Source organism: Actinoplanes sp. TBRC 11911 (assembly GCF_012933445.1).
GTDB lineage: Bacteria > Actinomycetota > Actinomycetes > Mycobacteriales > Micromonosporaceae > Actinoplanes.
The window spans coordinates 251,379-268,955 of sequence record NZ_JABBNC010000001.1; the positions used below are offsets into that span (position 1 = coordinate 251,379).

Annotated in this window: 11 protein-coding genes; 6 read left to right on the forward strand and 5 right to left on the reverse strand. The window is 69.7% G+C overall.

Going from position 1 to position 17,577, the window contains the following annotated elements; all coding sequences use genetic code 11:
* Nucleotides 1-464: 464 nt before the first annotated feature.
* Together HH310_RS01085 and HH310_RS01090 are read left to right on the forward strand one after the other, a co-directional pair.
* Nucleotides 465-1,928 (forward strand): DUF1593 domain-containing protein, encoded by a 1,464-nt coding sequence (locus tag HH310_RS01085; RefSeq protein WP_169173454.1) that lies wholly within the window; start codon nt 465-467, stop codon nt 1,926-1,928.
* Between the two features lie 111 nt (nt 1,929-2,039).
* Nucleotides 2,040-2,480 (forward strand): spore-associated protein, encoded by a 441-nt coding sequence (locus tag HH310_RS01090; RefSeq protein ID WP_169173455.1) that lies wholly within the window; start codon nt 2,040-2,042, stop codon nt 2,478-2,480.
* Nucleotides 2,481-2,484: 4 nt separating this feature from the next.
* On the opposite strand, the gene HH310_RS01095 is transcribed toward HH310_RS01090, so the two are convergent.
* Entirely contained in the window at nt 2,485-3,534 is a 1,050-nt protein-coding gene (locus tag HH310_RS01095; protein WP_169173456.1) for a helix-turn-helix transcriptional regulator, read from the reverse strand.
* Nucleotides 3,535-3,636: 102 nt separating this feature from the next.
* Between HH310_RS01095 and HH310_RS45175 the strand changes: the two genes are divergently transcribed.
* Both HH310_RS45175 and HH310_RS01105 read left to right on the forward strand, forming a co-directional pair.
* Nucleotides 3,637-5,151, forward strand: coding sequence for a GGDEF domain-containing protein (locus HH310_RS45175; protein ID WP_169173457.1), 1,515 nt, complete (start codon nt 3,637-3,639; stop codon nt 5,149-5,151).
* Between the two features lie 65 nt (nt 5,152-5,216).
* On the forward strand, nt 5,217-6,227 hold the full coding sequence (locus HH310_RS01105; RefSeq protein WP_169173458.1) for a hypothetical protein: 1,011 nt from the start codon (nt 5,217-5,219) through the stop codon (nt 6,225-6,227).
* A 42-nt stretch (nt 6,228-6,269) separates the two neighbouring features.
* Here the strand turns inward: HH310_RS01105 and HH310_RS01110 are convergent, their stop codons facing one another.
* From HH310_RS01110 to HH310_RS01120, 3 genes are read right to left on the reverse strand one after another with little or no spacing between them, the layout of a single operon-like run.
* On the reverse strand, nt 6,270-7,310 hold the full coding sequence (locus tag HH310_RS01110; RefSeq protein WP_169173459.1) for an ABC transporter substrate-binding protein: 1,041 nt from the start codon (nt 7,308-7,310) through the stop codon (nt 6,270-6,272).
* Complete coding sequence (locus HH310_RS01115) at nt 7,307-8,365, reverse strand: ABC transporter permease (protein WP_169173460.1); 1,059 nt, start codon at nt 8,363-8,365, stop codon at nt 7,307-7,309. Before HH310_RS01115 ends, HH310_RS01110 begins: the two co-directional genes overlap by 4 nt.
* A complete protein-coding gene (locus tag HH310_RS01120) occupies nt 8,362-9,132 on the reverse strand; it encodes an ATP-binding cassette domain-containing protein (RefSeq protein ID WP_169173461.1) in 771 nt (256 codons plus the stop codon). Before HH310_RS01120 ends, HH310_RS01115 begins: the two co-directional genes overlap by 4 nt.
* A gap of 451 nt (nt 9,133-9,583) precedes the next feature.
* Between HH310_RS01120 and HH310_RS01125 the strand changes: the two genes are divergently transcribed.
* Both HH310_RS01125 and fxsT read left to right on the forward strand, forming a co-directional pair.
* Nucleotides 9,584-11,677: a hypothetical protein gene (locus tag HH310_RS01125; protein WP_169173462.1), complete on the forward strand. Its 2,094-nt coding sequence runs from the start codon at nt 9,584-9,586 to the stop codon at nt 11,675-11,677.
* Nucleotides 11,674-15,444 (forward strand): FxSxx-COOH system tetratricopeptide repeat protein, encoded by a 3,771-nt coding sequence (fxsT, locus tag HH310_RS01130; protein ID WP_169173463.1) that lies wholly within the window; start codon nt 11,674-11,676, stop codon nt 15,442-15,444. The genes HH310_RS01125 and fxsT overlap by 4 nt, the downstream gene beginning before the upstream one ends.
* On the opposite strand, the gene HH310_RS45180 is transcribed toward fxsT, so the two are convergent.
* Nucleotides 15,413-17,212: an HEXXH motif domain-containing protein gene (locus HH310_RS45180; protein ID WP_169173464.1), complete on the reverse strand. Its 1,800-nt coding sequence runs from the start codon at nt 17,210-17,212 to the stop codon at nt 15,413-15,415. The two genes, fxsT and HH310_RS45180, sit on opposite strands and share 32 nt — an antisense overlap.
* Nucleotides 17,213-17,577 lie beyond the last annotated feature (365 nt).

Consider the following 17,577-nt stretch of genomic DNA (forward strand, 5'->3'; position numbering starts at 1 on the left):
CGAGCGGTGCGGCCATCAGCATTTGGCCGTCAGTCTTGCAGAATACGTGCCGCATAGCCAACATCCCAAATATTTGATCTCCGACGCATGGGCGTTGACGAATTCCCTCTCATCCCGGCGGAGCATGTTCAATGCGAGTACCAGGTCGAACAGCGACGGTTCGCGTCTAGGACGCACTCCGGTGCAATGGCGGCGCGGGGAGAATCGCCGTGCCAAGGAGCACAAATCGCCGTGTCGCACGGCACCGCACCACCGTACGGTTTGGACCCGGAGAGTGGCGGCGGCGCGACGGTGCTCCAACCCGGCCCGCCGCCACTCTCCCCTTCCCGCTCCTCGACGACGGCTCCTTGACGACGGCTCCTTGACGCCCGGGCGACGCCCCGGTTAACGTGCGGCAGTCATGCCGATGCATGAATGAATATCTATTCGTTCCGTCCCGTTCCCCCGGTATGGAAGGAAGTGCGATGCACCGTCGCTCCATTGTTCGTGGGTTTGTCGCCGCCGCTCTGGCCCTCGTTCTCCCGGTCGGGCTGGCCGCACCCGCGCAAGCGTCCGGACACCACCCGGCCAAGCCCCGCATCATCGTTTCGCAGGACGGCGAGGTGGACGACATGGACTCGTTCATCCGCTTCCTCTACTACGCCAACGAGTTCGACATCGAGGGCATCGTCTACTCGAGCTCGCAGTTCCACTACGCCGGCGACGGCGCGAGTGTGCCGCCGTTCCGCTGGACCGGCACCGAGTGGCTCAACCACTACATCGACCTGTACGCGAAGGTCTACCCGAACCTGCGCAAGCACGCCGACGGCTACCCGTCCCCCGCCAAGCTGCGCGCGCTCTACAAAATCGGGAACATCGACAACGTCGGCGAGATGGACAAGGACACCCAGGGCTCCGCGTGGATCGAGAAGACGATCCTGGAGGACAAGCCGGGCCCGCTCTACATCCAGTCGTGGGGCGGCTTGAACACCACCGCCCGGGCACTCAAGTCCATTCAGGAGCGTTACCAGGGCAGCCGGAAATGGCCGCGGATCCAGCGCGAGATCAGCCAGAAGGTCGTCATCTACAACATCCTCAACCAGGACGACACGCTGAACGGCTATATCAAGCCGAACTGGCCGGACCTCAAGATCGTCGACAACCAGAGCCAGTTCTGGAGCTTCGCCTACCTGTGGAACCGGACCGTGCCCACCGACTACCAGTACGCCTTGAAAGCCCCGTACATGGAACAGAATTTCCTGACCGGCCGCGGTGCGCTGCTCGAGCAGTACCGCACCTACCGCGACGGCAAGCCGACGCCCGGCGACGACCAGAACAACCGCTGGCGCCCGGAGCAGAACCTCTCGTACAACGTGCACGACTTCATCTCGGAGGGCGACTCCCCTTCGTTCCTGTACCTGCTCGACTTCAACGGCCTCCGTTCGTCGGAGGATCCCACGTACGGCGGCTGGGGCGGCCGTTTCGCCCCCAACGCGTCCGGCTGGATCGACACCAGTGACGTCAACACCTTCACCGGCGCGGCCGACCGCAACTTCCCGCAGACCCGCTGGGTGCCCGACCTGCAGAACGACTTCGCCGCCCGGGCGGCCTGGGGCGTGACGCCGCACTATCGCGACGCCAACCACAACCCCATCGCCTCCGTACGCGAAGGAGTGAACCGAACAGCACGGGCGGGCCAGAAAGTCACCCTGCACGGGCGCGGCTCCGACCCCGACGGCGACCGCCTGTCCTACCGGTGGTGGGAGTACACGGACGCGGACACCTACGGCGGCACGGTCACGCTTTCCGCAACCGCCGCGGCGACCACCTCGTTCACCGTCCCGGCCGACGCCCAACCCGGTGACACCATCCACCTCATCTTCGAGGTCACCGACGACGGCACGCCCGCCCTCAAGCACTACCAGCGGGTGATCGTCACGGTGAAGTAGGCGCGGATTGATTGATTCGCTGGTCAGGACGTCGAGATCAATCAATCCGCCCGGTACGAAGAATCTCGATCGAGCGTCGCAGCACGCGGCGCCACGACGAGAGGACACAGCTTGAAGACCATCATCGGACGGGTGGCGGCCGCGGGGGCGGCCCTCGTCGCCGCGGCCACCGCGCTCACCGCCGGGCCGGGTGCCGCCTACGCCAGTGACGTCAACCCGTACTCGGCGTCGGCGCTCTGCGGTTCCGGTTACAAGGTCGTCGCCTCGCACGGCATCGAGGGGGCGCTCTACACCTACCTGCTCTACAACAGCAGCAACGGCAACAACTGCGCGGTGACGCTCAAGCAGAAGAACTTCACCACGAAGGACACCACCGACGTGTACATCCTCTCGCAGGACACACACCAGTCGAAGGAGGACTTCAAGCCGTACACGTCCTACGCCGGTCCGATCTACATGCACGCGCCGGGCGAGTGCGTCAAGTTCGGCGGGCAGGTCATGTACGGCAACCTGATCTACAAGTGGGACAGCGACTGGGTCGCCTGCGACTGACTCGTCAACTGACCGGATAGAGGCATGCGACCCGGCCGGCGGCCGTCCGCTGGTTCACGGCCAGGCGACTCGTGTCGCCGGCCAGGTCCAGCACCCCGGTCGGGGCCTCACCGCCCAGGCAGGCCGCGGCGGCCAGCACCGGCGTCACCCCGGCGGGCCGGTCCCACCGCACGGCGAGACCGGTGCGGGTGAGCGCGATCTGGTGCCACGACGCCGCCTCGCCGTCGTCGGCGTAGTAGGCCGCGTAGCCGACCACCTGCACGCCCCGGCCGGTCGCGGTCAGCGTCACCGCGTCCGTCCCGGCGGCGGCCGCGGTCCGCAGCGTGATGGCGGCCGGGCCGGGGCGATCGCCCGGACAGCGGCTCACCGCCGTCCCGTCCGGCGGGTTGCCGTGCACGATCGCCGAGGCCACGACGCCGCCCCCGTCGACCCGGAACCACCGTACGTCCGGGGTGCCCGCCGTGTCGTCGGTGATCATCTCGCCGATACAGAACCCGACGAGCCCGATCGTGCACCCGGCCGGGACACGGTCCCGCGCGTGGTAGACCCGGCCCGCCCCGTCCCGGATCGTCGCGCCGCTGCCGTAGGTGCGCGCGGTGAACAGCGCGTGCTTGCTGACGGCCGGGCAGCCCGACGGGACGGCGGCCGCCGACGGCGCCGGTCCGGGGCGCCAGTTCAGCGTCAGCGCACCGGCCGCCACCACGGCGACGGCCAGCCCGGCGCGGAACGCGACGCGAGGTGAGCGCCAGGACCGCTCGGCCCGCGCCGGTGGGTCCACGGTGGCCGGAGCGGGTGGGCCGTCCAAGGCCGTCCATCGCTCACGCCACGCTTCCTGGTCACCGTTCAGGGCGCCCACGTACGCCAGCAGCACGTCGAGCGTCGGTCTCCGGTTGCCGCCGGCCGCCTCGGACAGCGTGGAAGCGCTGTACCCGGTCTTGCGCGCCAGCGCCCGATAGGTGGGGCTGCCGGCCTCGACCCGCAGCTTGCGAAGGTCGTACGCCAGCGCCTGCAACGGACCAGCGGTCGGATCGACCGGACGCTCCTGCCGAGCCACAACCTTCCCCCTTCGTGCACCGCGCCACAAATCGTACGATCGACCGGGAGAGGCGCAAAACGCACGTGCACTCAAGTCGTCCGCGCGGCGACCGATCTGACGGTGGTGATTCGTCAGCAGCGGCAGGTGATCCTGCTGGTCGCGGTGTGCCTAGCGCCCGGTGTGCCGATCGTCGTGCTCTCCGGCGGCCCGGCCGCCCCGTACACCCAGCTGGTCAGCAGCACGCTCGCCTGCGTGGCGGCGCTGTTCTGCGGCACCGCGGCCCGGCGAGCCGGCGGCGCGGTCCGGGCCGGCTGGGCGCTGCTGGCGCTCGGCTGCCTGGGCTGGGGGCTGGGGAACTACTACTGGTCGTGGAACGAGCTGGTCCTGCACGAACACGTGCTGTTCCCGTCGTTCGCCGACGCCGGCTACCTGATGTTCCCGGTGCTCGGCGCGGCCGGCCTGTGGCTGATCTCCGGCTGGACGTCGGCCGGCTCGCGTCTCACCGTGCTGCTCGACGGCGTGATCGCCGGTGGTGCGCTGTTCGTGGTCGGCTGGGTGGTCACCATCCGCTCGGTCTGGGAGGCGGGCGCCGACACCGCGTTCGCGTTCGTCGTGTCGATGGCCTACCCGGTCGGCGACATCGTGCTGGCCACCATGGCGGTGCTGCTGGCCGCCCGGACCCGGCGTGGCGGCCGCGACATCGGTGTCCTGCTGATCCTGGGCCTGACCGCGATGACCACCTCCGACACGCTGTTCGCGGTGGCCACCTCGGACGGCACGTACACGTCCGGCCAGGCCTCCGACGCCGGCTGGTTCATCGCGTTCGCGGCCTGCGCCGCGGCGGGCTGGCTGGCGTCCCGGCGGCGGATGGTGCGGCACGGCAGCGCGGTGATGACACGCCTGCAGATCATGCTGCCGTACGTGCCGTTCGGGCTGGCGGCCTTCGTCGCGGCCGGGCAGACCGTGGCCGGTGGGCGGGTGGACGGTCCGGAGGCGGTGCCGCTGCTGCTCGGGGTGCTGCTGATCATGCTGCGGCAGCTGTCCACGTTGCTGCACAACGCCACGCTCACCCGGCGTCTCGAGCATCAGGCGTACCACGATCCGCTCACCGGGCTGGGCAACCGCGCGCTGTTCACCGAGCGGCTGGACGCCGCGCTGGCCGCCGCGATGCCGACCGCGATCGTGTATCTCGACCTCGACGACTTCAAGGTGATCAACGACTCGCTCGGGCACGACGCCGGCGACATCGTGCTGTGCACCGTCGCGGACCGGCTGCGGGAGTGCTTCCGGGAGCGGGCCACCATCGCCCGGCTGGGCGGCGACGAGTTCGCGGTGCTCACCGGCCGGGTCACCGGGCTGCCGGCGCAGGCCGAGCGGCTGCTGGCGTCGCTGCACGAGCCGATCCCGGTGGGCCCGCGCACGGTCCGGGTCGGCGGCAGCCTGGGCATCGCGGTCTCGGACGACGGCCCATTGACCGCCGAGGATCTGCACAAGAACGTCGATCTCGCCATGTACGCCGCGAAAGCCAAGGGCAAGAACACGTACGCCATGTTCGAGCCGTGCATGCGGCACGACTTCGACAACATCGTCCTCGATGATTTCGACGTCGAGCACCGGAGTCGGGCGGGACGTTGATGCAAAGCAAGGCGTTGCCGGCGGGCACTACGCTGTGCTCGCTTACCTCACGGGGATGGAGTTCGATGCGAACCAAGACGTTGCTGGCAGGTGCCCTGGCCGGCGCCACCGCCCTGACTCTGGTCGGCGGTTGCGCCGCCAAGGAGATCAAGGCCCTGGAACCGAAGCTCGAGCTGCGCAACGCCGCTCAGCAGCTGTCCGGCTCCCAGCAGGCCGGCTTCACCATCAAGCTCAGCGGCAAGCCCGAGGATCTGATCGCCGCCATCAAGCAGCAGGAGAAGACCGACGGCACCGCCGCGGCCGACAAGTTCGGCACGGATGACGAGACCATCGTCAAGCAGGTGTTCAACTCGTCGTTCACGGTGGCGTACGACAAGGGTGGCGCGGGCGCCACGGACGACAAGTCGATGCTCGCCGCCACCATCGACGGCGTGACCGGCACCGAGCTGCGGGCCGTCGACGGCACGCTGTACGTGAAGGCCCCGGTCACCGACCTGGCCGCCAAGTTCGGCGCCAAAGCCGCCGACGTCGCGGCGATCCGCGAGCAGGCCGCCGGCACGGTGCCCGGCCTGAGCGCGCTGTTCGACGGCAAGTGGGTGTCGGTGGACAGCAAGGAGCTGACCGGCCTGGCCGGCGCCGAGGCCGGCGTGCCGACTCCGAGCGCTCAGCAGGAGCAGGTGGTCAAGGAGCTGACGACCAGCGCCAACAACCTGCTCGACGGCGCCACCGTGGTCCGCGACAGCGCCGACGACAACCACATCGTCGTCACGTCGTCGACCGTCAAGGCGTACACGGAGGGCCAGCGCCTGGCCGACACCCTGCTCGGGAAGCTCGGCAACGAGCTGCCCAAGACGGCGCCCAAGGACCGGCCGATCGTCATGGACCTGTGGGTCGACAACGGCAAGTTCACCGCCGCCGAGATCAACCTGCTGCAGTTCGTGGACGGTGCCACCGGCCGCGTCGCGGTCCGGATCGACGTGGCGTCCGGCCAGCCGATCGCGGCGCCCACCGGGGCGACCAAAATCGACACCAAGAGCCTGGCCGGGGCGATGGCGGGCCTGCCCACCCCTAAGTAGTGAGAGAAAGGGATCCGGCCACCGCCGGATCCCTTTCCTTCGTCAGCAGGATGCTTTGTAGACCGCGTCCTTCTGGTCGCCGTCGACGTTCTGCTGCGTGATGATCGAGAAGCCGGTCTGCACCGTCTTGGTGACCTGACCGCCGTCCAGCGCCGCGACCGCCTGGCCGAGACCAACGGTGCCGATGTAACCCGGCTGCTGCGCGATCAGCGCCTGCACGGTGCCGTCGCGAAGCGCCTTCACCTGCTCCGGGCCGGCGTCGAAGCCGATCACGTTGACCTTGCCCTTCTTACCGGCCTGCTGGATGCCGGTCGCCGAACCCTGCGCCGCGAACAGGTTCGCCGCGAACACACCGACGATCTCCGGGTCCTTCTGCAGGGCCGCGGTGACCAGTTGAGCCGCCGTGGCCGGGTCGTTGTGCGAGTACTGCACGCCGACGTAGGGGTACTTGCCGTCCGCCGTGGCCGCGTCCGAGAAACCCTTCACCCGCGCGTCCGTGGTGGAGATACCGGGGTCGACCGAGATCGCCAGGACCTTGCCGCCCTGCGGCGCCAGCTGCTTGATCGCGTCGAACGCCGCCTTGCCGCCGCCCTCGTTGTCCGAGGCGATCGCGGAGACCGCGTACGACGGGTCCTCGGTGGTGGTGTCCACCAGCACGATCTTCGTGCCGGCCTGGGCGGCCGCGGCGAGCGGGGCCTGCATGGCCTTCACGTCGGTCGGCGCGATCAGGATCGCGTCCGGCTTCGCGTTCACCGCCGAGTCGAAGATCGGCTTCTGCAGGGTCGGGTCGAACTTCTGCGGGCCCTGCGTGTTCACGGTGACGCCGAGTTTCTGCGCCTCCGCCTGGATGCCGCACTGCATGGTGATGTAGAACGGGTCGCCCTGAACGCCCTGAATGAAGGTGATCTTGTAGTTCTTGGTCGCCTTGTCCGGCAACGGGATCTGCGGGCCGGCCGATGCCGAGGGCGTCGCGGCGACGACACCGCCGGTCCCGGAGTCCGAATCGGTGGGCTTGGTCGAGGAGCATCCGGCCGCGGTGATCGCGGCCGCTGCGACAATGCCGATAACTATGCGCCGGTTCATACGTTATGCCTCCCCTTGCGTGTGCTTTTCGCGCCGCGTTGGGCCGCCGCGCGGCGAGACTGGTCGACGTAGACCGCGGCGATCAGCACGGCGCCGACGGCCACGCCCTGCCAGAACGGGTCCACCCCGATGATCACGAAGCCGGACTGCAGGACTGCGGGGATGAAGAGGCCGACGACGGTGCCGAACATCGAGCCGTAGCCGCCGAAGATCGAGGTGCCGCCGATCACGACGGCGGCGATGACGTTGAGGTTGGTCAGCGATTGGCCGCCGATCGTCGTGGTGCCGAACTGGGCCAGATACATGACCGCGCCGACGCCGGCGAGCAGGCCGGTCAGCAGGTAGACCCACATCAGGTGGCGGTTGACGCGGATGCCCACGCGTCGTGCCGCTTCCTGGTTCGATCCGATGGCGTACGTGTGCCGCCCGAACCTGGTGCGGTGCAGCGCGATGCCGCCGATCACCACGATCACCAGCGCCAGCAGCGGCAGGGCGGGCACTCCCGCGATACGCGTATAAATCCCGAAATCCGTCAGCGAAGTGGCGTCGACCGCGATATTGACACCCTTGCTGAGCACGTACGCCAGTCCGAGCGCGGCGGACAGGGTGCCGAGCGTGACGATGAGGGCCGGGATCTTCGCCATCGCGATCAGGAACCCGTTGAGCCACCCCCACGCGGCGCCGGCCACGATCGCGGCGAGAATGCCGACCACCACCACGCCGGCGCCGTCACCACCCATCGCGGACATCAGCTTGGCCGAGATGACCGAGGCGAAGACGAGGACCGACCCGATCGACAGGTCGATGCCCGAGGTGATGATCACGAAGGTCATCCCCACCCCGAGCACCGCCAGCACGGCCAGGTTCTGGCTGATCAGCGAAAAGTTGTTGGCGGACAGGAAGCGCCGGCCACCCACGATCGAGAAGAACGCGACGATCAGCACCAGAACACCGAGAATCCAGACCGCTTGCGTACGCGCGAGCCGCTGCCACACCGTGCCCGAGTCATCATCGAGCTCGGTGCGGACATCCGCCGTCGTCGTGGCCGTGGTCATGCCGCGTTCTCCGTGTGCTGGAAGTCGAGGGCGCCGGTCATGGCGCCGACAAGCTGCTCGACGTTGGTGTCCTTGCCCGCGTAGGTGGCGACGCGCCGGCCGAGCCGGAGCACCTGGACGCGGTCGGCGATCTCCAGCACCTCGGGCATCGAGTGCGAGATCAGCACCACCGCGACGCCCCGGTCGCGGATCCGTTTGATGGAGTCGAGGACGTTGCGGGTCTGCACCACGCCCAGCGCGGCGGTCGGCTCGTCCAGGAAGATGACCTTGCTGGCCCACTGCATGGCGCGGGCGATGGCGATCTGCTGCCGCTGGCCGCCGGACATCTCGCCGACCGGGGCGTTCAGCGCGCGCACGGTGCCGCCGAGATCGGCCAGACCCGTGCGGGTCCGGTCCCGCATCTCCTTGTTGTCCATGAAGCCGAACCAGCCGAGCACGCCCTTCGCCGGGATCTCGCGGCCCAGGAACATGTTCTGCGCCGGGTTGAGATGCGGCGCGAGCGCCAGGTCCTGGTGCACCACCTCGATGCCGAACCGGCTGGCCTCGGCCGGCGAGTCCAGCACGATCGCCCGGCCCTCGAACTGGACGACACCGGCGTCCAGCGCCAGGTTGCCGGTGAGCGCCTTGACCAAGGTGGATTTCCCGGCGCCGTTGTCCCCGATCAGGGCGACCACCTCGCCCGCCTCGACGTCGAAGTCGGCGCCGTTGAGAGCCATCACATGACCGAACGACCGGGACAGGCCCTCGGCTGTGAGGACTGCTGCCACGCTGCACCTCCGTCTGTTCGCGCCGCTGTCGCTTTCGTAACCATCCGGAAATATTTGGCCTGGGCGCCAGCGTGCGCTGTCGCTGACAGCGCTGTCAATGGATCAGCCCGGGGAGAGATCGAACCGAGTCCGTGGGAGCGTTCTATCTGCTGATCTAGCACGCCCGGCCGGTCGGCGAGGCCCGCTGACATCGCTGTCTGCACCGGCACCAGGTATTTACCTTGATCACTTCCGGTTGCTAATGTCCTCGGCCCCGCGTGATCGAATTCGGGGTCCAGCGGTTTTGGCATTCGACGGCGCTTGTGGCGCGAATCGCGATCCGCGATAATCCCGCATTCCGGCTATTCTTTTGATGCGGCCGCGACTGCCGGGAAAGCGACCGGGACGTCACTGTACGTTTTCCTCCCGATCCGAGACAATGATGTCTCGTCAGGTCACGGAGGGCTGCTTTATGGCGACGCAACCTCTCCCGCCTCCACCGGACAGTGCGGCCGGTGAGGTTCGTAACGGGGTCACCATCGGCATTCTGGCCGCGTTACCCGTCGAGGGCGCCGCGATGGCCAGCCTCATCGACGACGAGCGCCCGCTCATGCATGCCGAGGACCCGAACCACTACGTCGTCGGCACCCTGCCGAGCAACGACGCGGGCCGCCCGCACGGCGTGGCGATGGCGGTGCTCTCGCAGGACGGCACCCGGCACGCGGCGGCGCGCTGCGCCAACCTCTTGCGCACGTTCCCTAACGTCCATTGTGTGGTCATGGTCGGCATCGCGGGCGGCATTCCCAACGTGGCCGCGCCGGAAAAGCACGTCCGCCTCGGCGACGTCGTGGTGGCCACCCAGATCGTCGACTACGGCGCCTACCAGCAGGAGCGCGGGCAACGCCGATCCCGCCGCCCCCCGGAGGGGCTGATCTCCCGCCGCCTGCTGCGGGCCGCCACGGATCTGCAGATGGCCGCGGCGCGCGAACGCCGCCCGTGGGAGAAATGGCTCGATCCCGATCAGACACCGGCGGCGGCCCAGTTCCCGCGGCCGTCCGGCGACACCGACGTCATCACGGTCCACGGGATCCGGGTCGACCATCCGGACCGGGCCGAATCCGGCCACCCCGCGGCGAATCCGAAGATTCATCACGGCGCCGTCGGATCCGCCGACGTGCTGATGCGCGACGAAACGGTGCGCGACGACTTGAGCGCCGAACACCACGGCCTGGTGGCGGTCGAGATGGAGGGCTCGGGAATCGCGGCCGGCACGGCGGAACACGAAATCAGCTGGTTCATGGTGCGTGGTATAGCCGACTATTCCGCGAGCGGCAAGAACGACAAATGGCACAAGTACGCGTCCTATGCGGCGGCCGCCTATTTGCGCACGCTGCTCGAACAGGCCCAGCCCGTCCGCGTGCTCCCGCAGGTGCCGGTCGAACGGCAGGACGAGATCCACGCGCTGATGAGTCGCGTCCCGCCGGAGACGGATCTGCGCGCGGCCTGGGAGCACGCGGCGGCCGACCTGCCCGGGCCGACGTCCGACCACCTGCGCAACCCGTCCGCGGCCTTCCACTACCTCGCCGACCACAACACCGGCCCGAACGGCCTGGCCCGCCCGCTCGTGTTCGTCGACAGCCTCGCCGACCAGCTCACCGACGAGGATCTGGCGGGCGAGCTGCACCGCTGGGTGGAGCGGCAGGCCACCGCGATGCGCTCCGAGGAGGCGCTGACCCGCTGGCGGTCACGCGCACCCGCGTCGGCGCGGCGGCCGGAGGCCAATCCGTGCCTGCTGATCGAGATCGAGGCGGTCGGCATCGATCGGAGCCGCTGCCGGATCGTCTCCTACATCCAGGACCGCAGCGGGCCGTGGCACCCGCGGCGGTGGCCCGACGAGCCCATCACGGTCGCCATCGACAAGGCGGACCGCGTGGTCGGACGGCTGGTCGACCGCGCCGAACGCGAGGAGTGGAGCACCAGCGAGACCGCCCCCACCATCGAGTTCCTGCTCCCGCGAGGGCTGGTGAACCTGCCCGTCGAGTGGTGGACGTCGCGGATGAGCATGGGCCCCGCCTTCCCGCTCTGTGTCGCGTACACGGTCGCCGTGCGCAGCCTGGAACGGATGCGGCACGTGGATCGCCCTCGGCTGTGGAGCATCCGGTGGCGGGCGCTGACGAGCGACCCGTTCGCCGGACGCGTGTTCTGGGGCCGGAACCCCGACGACGGCGAGCAGCTCGCCGAATGGGAGATCGAGCTCGGCAACGACGACAGCATCGCCGCCGTCGTGCTCAGCAGCCCGCCCGACGAGTGGCCCGGCTCGGCCGAGATGATCAGTGCCGTGGTGCTCGGGGTGCCGGTCATCCTCTGGGACCGCCGCGCGCCCCGGTCGCGCGACGCCGACGCGCAGTTGCACGGGCTGATCGACGACGGCCCGTCCGACCTGCGCTCGCGCACCAAGGCGTTGCGGTCGCAGGCCGCCGCGGGCGTTACGCATCCCGGCCGCTACGTCGCGCTGATGTGGGACAACCCGAAGCGGCTGATCGCGGTGGAAGAGGGTGCGGCATGACGACGCCCAGCCCGTTCGGGGTGCCCCCGCTGGCCGAACCGGATCTGCTGGCCGGCGCGCTGCGCGGGCTCGGGCCGCAGCCGATGAGCCTGGCCTTCGTGGTCGACGAGGGCCCGACCATGCCGGTGTGGGAACCGACCGTGACGGCCTTCCGCGAGGTGCTCGAGTCGGTGTTCGCCGAGGTCCGCGCGTACTCGTTGCAGTCGTTCCAGGACGCCTCGCCGTCGCGGGCGGCCCTGACCGGACGCCTCGTGCTGGTGCTGACCGACGGGCTCGACAACTTCTGGGGCGGCCAGGCCGCGGCGTCGTTGCTGCAGACCTGGGGCCGGACGGCTCCGGTCGCCATCGTCAACCCCTACCCCGAGGACCGGTGGTACCGCTCGCATCTGGGTCCGCGGCTGCTGCAGGTGGCCGGCACCCGTCCGCTGGCGCCGAACGCCGCGCTGCGCGTGCAGGAACCGGATCGGTGGCGCGACCCCTTCGAGCCGGCGTACGAGGACCCCGCGGTCGTGGTGCCGCTGCTCGAGCTCAGCCCGCGCTGGCTGCGCTGGTGGACGGGCCTGGTGGCCGAGCCGACCGGCGACTGGCTCGACGCCGTCGTCTACGTCGCGGACCCGTCCCGCGCGACCGGCACCGGCGGGACGGACACCGCCGAGGTGGCCGGCGACCAGCTCGTGCGCCGCTTCCGGGAGGAGGCGCCGCCGAAGGCGTTCCAGCTCGCCACCTACCTCGCCGCGGCGCCGCTCGAGATGCCGGTGCTGCGCGCCATCCAGAGCCTGCTGCTGCCCGATTCGAAGCCGTTCCACCTGGCCGAGGTGGTCACCAGCCCATTGCTCGACCACGCCGGCGCCGCGCTGTCGTTCCGGGCCGGGGCGCGGGAGGCGCTGCTGGCGTGCGCCCGGCGCGACGAGACCGTCCGCGTCATCGAGGTGCTCAGCGGCTACTACGGCGGCCGGGTGCCCGCCGTGCAGACGCTGTACCGCGCGCTGGAGGCGCCGGACGAGGTCCCGGACAACCCGGTGACCGCCGAGACCCTCCCGTTCGTGGCGGTCGAGCTGGCCGTGCTGCGCGCCCTGGCGGGCGATTATGCCCTTCGAGCCGTACGCCTCGACGCCGCGATGGCCGAGTTCCGGCAGCGCCAGGACGAGCCCCGCCCGGTGGTACCGCTGACCGAGTTGCCGCTCACGAGTCCGCCGGTGCCCGCCGAGGAGCCGCCGCTGGGCCCGGGCGGCGACACCTTCTCGATCAGCCGCCTGCTCGGTGGCGCCGAACGGTCGGTGTCCCAGGAAACGGTCTGGGGCAACGTTCCGCCGCGCAACGCCGACTTCACCGGACGCGACGACCTGCTGGTCGCGCTGGAGGAACGGCTGCGCACCCAACGCGTGACAGCGGTCCTGCCGCAGGCGCTGCACGGCGCGGGCGGCGTCGGCAAATCCCAGATCGCCACCGAGTACGCGTACCGGCACCGCGCCGACTACGAGGTGGTGTGGTGGATCCCGTCCGAGCAGCCGGCGCAGATCCTGCGCGCCCTGATCGAGCTGGGCGAGACGCTGGGGCTCAACGTCGGCCCCGAGGCGAACACCGCCGTCCCCGCGGTGCAGGAGGCGCTTCGGGCCGGACGGCCGTACCCCAATTGGCTGTTGATCTTCGACAACGCGGAGACCCTGGAGTCGGTCCGGCCCTATCTGCCGCAGGGCGGCACCGGCCGGGTGCTCGTCACCTCACGCAACGAGCAGTGGAGCGACATCGCCGACGCGTTGCAGATCGACGTCTTCAACCGTGCGGAAAGCATCGAACTGCTGCGCAAGCACAACCCGGACATCTCCATCGAGGACGCCGATCGGCTGGCGGCGCTGCTGGACGACCTGCCGCTGGCGATCGGGCAGGCGACGGCCTGGCGGGCCACCACGCACATGCCGATCGAGGAGTATCTGCGGCTGCTCGCCGAGAAGCGCGAGGCACTGCGCGGACAGGCCGCGGCGCCCGGCTACGAGCTCGCCGTGGCCGCCGCCTGGACGGTGGCGCTGGACCGTCTCGGACAGGAGAATCCGGCCGCGTTGCAGATGCTGCAGGCCTGTTCGTTCCTCGCCCCGGAGCCGATCTCCCGCGAGCTGTTCCTCGGCCCGCGAACGCCGCCGATCTCGCCGGAACTGGACGCCACGCTGCAGAACCCGAGCCGGCTCAACCAGGCGCTCCGCGACATCCAGCGGTACGGGCTGGCCCGCATCGACTACCGCGACAATTCGATCCAGCTGCACCGGCTGGTGAAGACGGTGCTGGTCAGCCAGCTCACCGAGCAGCAGCGGATGGACATGCAACACGCGGCCCACATGCTGCTCGCCGGCGGCAACCCCGGAAACCCGGATCTCGAGAACTATTGGCCGCGATACCACGCCCTGCTCCCCCATGTCGTCGCCTCCGACGCGGTGGGATGCGAGGACGACTGGGCGCGCCAGCTGGTCCTGCACATCATCGAGTTCTACTACTACTGGGGTGACCACAACGGCTGCCGCGACTTCGCCGAGAAGGTGGTCGCGCAATGGCGCAAGAGCCTCGGCCGCGACGACCCGCAGACCCTCAAGGCCGCGCGGTGGCTCGGCTTCGTGCAACGCACGCTGGGCAACTTCCAGGAGGCCGCGAGGATCAACGCGGATTCGCTGGACCGGCTGCGACTCCTTCTGGGGCCGGACGACGAGGAGACCCTCGACGCGATGGCGCTGGTCGCCGCGGATCTCCGCGCGGCCGGCGCGTTCACGGCGGCCCGCGATCTGGACCAGGAGGTGCTCACCTCCTGCCTGGCCGCGTTCGGGCCGGATTACCCCAGCACCCTGACCGCGGCACACAGCCTGGGAGTCAGCTTGCGGCTGACCGGCGAGTTCCGGGCCGCGTTGGTGCGCGACGCGGAGACCTCCCGCCGCCGCTCCGACGTGCTCGGCACCAACCACCTGCTGACGCTGTTCACCTTGAACGGGCTGACCCTCGACCTGCGCGAGTGCGGGCGCTACCTGCAGGCGCACGCGGAACAGGAGAAGCTGTACGAGCGCATGGAGAACGTGCTGGGCCAGGACCACCCGCAGACGCTGATGGCCGCGCGGAACCTGGCGGTGGCGCGCCGCCGGGCGGGCGAGCACGACAAGGCCCGCAAGCTCGCGCACGACACCCTGACACGGTTCCGCCTGCGCTTCGGCGAGGCGCATCCGGAAACCCTCGCGTCGGCCCTCAACTACGCGGTGGATCAGCGCGAGGACGACCAGCTGCAGAGCTCCCGGGAGCTGGCCACGAAGACCTACGCCCAGTACGAGAGCACGCTCGGCCCGGATCATCCGTACACCCTGTACGCGCGCACCAATCTGGGCATCGTGCTGCGACTTCTCGGCCGTTTCGGCGAGGCCTACCGGCATGACGCGGCGGCCTACACCGGGTTGCGCGAGCGGCTCGGTCCGGATCACGGACTCACCCTGACCTGTGCCACGAACCTGGCCAGCGACCTTGCCGCCCGCGGTGACCACGCCGAGGCGTACGAGCTCGACAAGGACACTCTGGAACGCTCGCGAGCGCGGCTCGGCGCGGAGCACCCGTCCACCCTCGCGTGTGCGCTCAACCTCTCGTTCGACGCGATCGCGCTGGGGCGTGACACCGAGGGCGCGTCGTTGCGCCAGGAAGCTCTGGACGGCTATCGCCGGGTGCTGGGCGAGAAACACCCGGCGATCGTGGCCGCGTTGGCCGGGGTGCGCGCTAACTGCGACGTCGACCCGATGCCGTTGTAGCGCCGACCCAGTCCGCGAGGTCACGCGCGGCCGGATACTCCAGCAGCCGGCGATGGACGGCGAGGACGACCTCGGGACGTTCGAGCAGTACGCGGGAGGCGGCGCCGGGCGCGGCGAGGCTCAGGGCCAGCCCCATGCCGGTCCAGGCGTCGGCGGAGTCCGGATCGGCGATCAGCTGCTCGGCGAAGCCCTTGACCGCCAGCTCGGCGTCCCCCGCGAAGAGGGCGAGGTCGGCGTCGGTGAGGCCGGCGGCCCAGTCCTCGGTGAGTGTGTCATGGAAGCGGTCCGGCGCGCTGAGCCGCCGCCGGGCGAGACCGAGACGACCCCATGACCAGTGCCGCATGGCCGGGTCCGGGAGGACGTCCGACTCTCCGATGTGGAACGCGATGTCCTTGTCCCACAGTCCGGCGAGGACGGCGATGTCGGCCGGCGACGGACGGCAGTTGCGGATGCGCCAGCCGGCTCGATGGCCGTCCGCGACCAGGGCGGCAAGCGCGGCGGCCTCCTCGTCGATGTCGTCGGACCGCCAGGACGCGATCTCCTCCGACAGGCCGTCGGTGAAGGCCATGCCGTGCGCCGTCAGCCCCCCGGCGTCACGGATGATGCCGAGAGCCTCCGTGGTCTGGGCGCGGGCGTAGGCGTACTCGAAGTCGTGAAGCTTGTTGCCGTGCCGCTGCCGGCGCCAGAAGGCCGCGATACCGAAGAAGGCGTAGACCCCTTGGAGAAGGCCGCCCGCGGGCCGGGGGTCGTCACGCCACGGCGCGTACAGCGACGGGACGCCGGCGGTCTCGGTCAACGGCAGGAGATGCATGAGGCCGCCGAGCAGGATATGCATCTGCTCGTGAGCCAGCGAGACGGCCAGCGTCTCGGCGTCCGGCGGCGGCGAGCACAGGATCGCCCCGAACGCCTCACCCGTCGAAGCACTACGCGTCTCCCAGCCGTCCCCGGACGGGAGCGGGACGAGCGAGGTCACCCCGGCGGCGAGAGCCGCGGCCACATCCGCGTGGTCGCGGGTGAGAATACGCCAGGCGCCGGCCAGCAACTCCGTCCAGCGCGCGAGCTCCGGCTCGCTCAGCCGGGCAGGTGCGACCGGATCGGCCAGGTCCCGCATCGGGTCGATGTCGTCGAGCCATACGGTGAGAGCGGGACTCTCGCCGACGGACACCTCGCGCAGGCCCCACCAGCCGGCACCATCCGCGCCGTCGGCCGGCACGTCGATCTGCCGCCCGTCGTGCCGGAGCCAGATCCGGCCGTCCTCGGTGCCGGCCTCGGCGACGTCCCACACGGGCGCGCCCGGGAAACGGGCCATGCCCAGCCGGGGTATCAACACCCGGCCCTCGCGCATCGGAACCTTGGTGGTGAACGGCTGCCCAGCGCGCGCCGCAGCGGCGAGCGCCAACGTATTGAATTGACCAAAATCAATGTATGCGGGCGCCGTGCTGTCCACTCCCTTGCGATCGCGACGCAGGGCGTAGGCGAGCCAGCTGCCGACCTGAGGATGCAGGATCAGCGCTCGGATCTCGGCGGGGGCCGCCGCTTGCGCGTTCTCCAATGCCTGCCATGCCGCCCCGGCGGCGGGAAGAGGCCCGAGCAGGTCCGGCGCCGCCGACGTTACGGTGTCGAACGCTCGGAGCATGACGAGGCGTCTGCTCCATTCGCCGTCCCACAGGGCGGAAACGACCGCCGGTGACGCTTTGCCGTGTGCCAGCTCCAGAAAGGCCCAGCCCGGTAGCTCGAGCGGGGCCGGTGCGGTTGCTTTCGTCGTCACGAGCGTCTAAAACTCCTCGATATGCCGCGTCGGCGACAGCGAATATACAAAGGGGTAGCCGATTAGTCGGCGCGCCCGGGAGGGCCGGAGCCGCCGATATTGGCACGCGGCCGCTCAACCTGACGGAGAACCCGAGCAACAGCATCGGATACATCCATTCCGAGCCGGAGCTCACGCAACGAGCAGCCCGTTAAATCCGGCAATTCAGTTGTCAGGTCACCCGGTGGGCGGGTCATTCAGTGCTCCCTAGTAAGTCCATTGCGGCGGGCGCCGCGGGTGGCTCAACCCCGCGCTCGGGAGTGGCCGATAGGCTTCCGCGCTCGCGATGCTCGCGCACATCCAACCACACAGCACAAGCGCTGAGT

Coding starts and splice junctions, on each gene's coding strand:
- HH310_RS01110 (WP_169173459.1), bottom strand. CDS start 7,310: ATGAACCGGCGCATAGTTATCGGCATTGTCGCAGCGGCCGCGATCACC.
- HH310_RS01085 (WP_169173454.1), top strand. CDS start 465: ATGCACCGTCGCTCCATTGTTCGTGGGTTTGTCGCCGCCGCTCTGGCC.
- HH310_RS01125 (WP_169173462.1), top strand. CDS start 9,584: ATGGCGACGCAACCTCTCCCGCCTCCACCGGACAGTGCGGCCGGTGAG.
- HH310_RS01105 (WP_169173458.1), top strand. CDS start 5,217: ATGCGAACCAAGACGTTGCTGGCAGGTGCCCTGGCCGGCGCCACCGCC.
- fxsT (WP_169173463.1), top strand. CDS start 11,674: ATGACGACGCCCAGCCCGTTCGGGGTGCCCCCGCTGGCCGAACCGGAT.
- HH310_RS01115 (WP_169173460.1), bottom strand. CDS start 8,365: ATGACCACGGCCACGACGACGGCGGATGTCCGCACCGAGCTCGATGAT.